This is a genomic window from Photorhabdus viridis, from assembly GCF_040256935.1.
Classification (GTDB): Bacteria; Pseudomonadota; Gammaproteobacteria; order Enterobacterales; family Enterobacteriaceae; genus Photorhabdus; species Photorhabdus viridis.
The window spans coordinates 1-1,638 of record NZ_JBEJZY010000137.1; the positions used below are offsets into that span (position 1 = coordinate 1).

1 protein-coding gene is annotated in these 1,638 nt (G+C 39.7%); it reads left to right on the forward strand.

Annotation, left to right across the window (positions count from 1 at the left end; genetic code table 11):
- Positions 1 to 124: 124 nt before the first annotated feature.
- Entirely contained in the window at positions 125 to 1,213 is a 1,089-nt protein-coding gene (locus tag ABR397_RS22510; RefSeq protein WP_350307660.1) for a T6SS immunity protein Tli4 family protein, read from the forward strand.
- The last annotated feature ends 425 nt before the right edge of the window (positions 1,214 to 1,638 follow it).

Here is a 1,638-nt window from a genome sequence, read left to right on the forward strand (position 1 = left end):
TCAATATTGGGGGCTGAGGTTGATCATGAAGGTGCCTATGATACTGACGATACCCGTTTTTTTACCCTGCGAGCTATTGTTAAAATAGCGCAATCTGTTAAACAAACATCTTTGGCTTATCCTGATGAATAGAAAAAAAGCGCTTGCCATAATAATTGCCAGTTTGCTTGTGCTGGTATTTTACGGGGTGTGGCACTGGTTGCAACCCTATCCCCCACATACTGTGTTAAACCAGAAGGAAAAATTAGCTGTGGACAAATTGTTAGCGAATTTACAAACCCGTTGTATCGGCCGGTATTTGGTTGATTTGCCGGAAAACTATCATGATACGGTGAATGCTTCCCGGGTGAACGATCATTGGGTAGAAACCCAACGGATCTATTTACCTGCCTTTGAACAGCGTATTCAATTGCGGGAGCAGGCACTACGGCAGACAAAAACGGTGAAGGTGATTGATATGCCCTATTTAAAGAATATTTACTCTGTTCCTCAGGGGATGAAAGGGATTATTTTTGAACGCATAGAGAATGTAAGCGTTGATGATGCATTCAGAGTACTGGAGGCTTATTTGTACAGTAATGGAGTAGCAATTAAAGTAGAAATGGAAACGACAAATGGTTCAGCCGCTCGCTATGACAAAGACAGGGCATCCTACCCTGTTGTATATGCTAATACAGCTCAGAAAGATTTAGCTACACTGAGGGATTTATTATCTCGTATACACGGACGTAAAGAAACGGAAATTCCGACTACTGCGGGAAGCTGTATTTCCAATGCGTTTATTGCAGATAATCAAAGGGATAAAGAAGATATCGGTACATTATATAAAACTGGCCCGGATAATTATTTGAATGTGAGAATACAAACGAATAACTATATCCGGGAAAAAGACAGTATGCTGGAGCGTATCGGCCAAATTAAAGCATTTCTGTACCGGGGTGATATTTTCCGTAAAGGCGTGCGAAAAATTAATGGGCTGGATACCGAGGAATTATTGGCGGTGGGATTACAGCCGGATAGTGATGATCCTCGTTATCAATTTACGTTACTGGCAAATGAGAAAACCGGCGGAAAGAAAACGCCGGTCTTTGATTTGACGGTGGTCAATGATGAAGAGACACCGACAGCCTATACCCAGAATGAAATAGTGGCATTCTGGGATGCTATTAGTCAGACCGTTAGAGTCAGACCCGGCGCTTTCGATCCTCGATAACATGCGTTTTAAATTAAACCCTTTATAAGGATATAAAGGTTAAAAATCAGGATGGGAAAGGGTAAGAAAATATCGATACGTACTTTAAGTTCAATCATCAAGATTGTTTGGATGGTAAAAATTGAATAAAAGAAATATCTTACTTATTTTGTTGTCTGGTGTGGCTATTTATGCTTTGTGGCGATGGTATTTACCTGATCCTTATCATCCTGTTTTAACTGAAAAGGAATTGAGTGGGCCGCTTATTTATCTTTTAATTCAGTTTTTGAAGGTATGGGGCCCTTAAGATTAAAGTCAATAATGAGATATCTCGAGATGAAATATTATCTCCTGAATATCTGATGGTTTATTTAGGGTTATTTCTATAATTAATAGAGGATATCACAATGTCTGGTATTGTTTGTTTAGGTGATGCCACTGATCGA

Coding starts and splice junctions, on each gene's coding strand:
- ABR397_RS22510 (WP_350307660.1), top strand. CDS start 125: ATGAATAGAAAAAAAGCGCTTGCCATAATAATTGCCAGTTTGCTTGTG.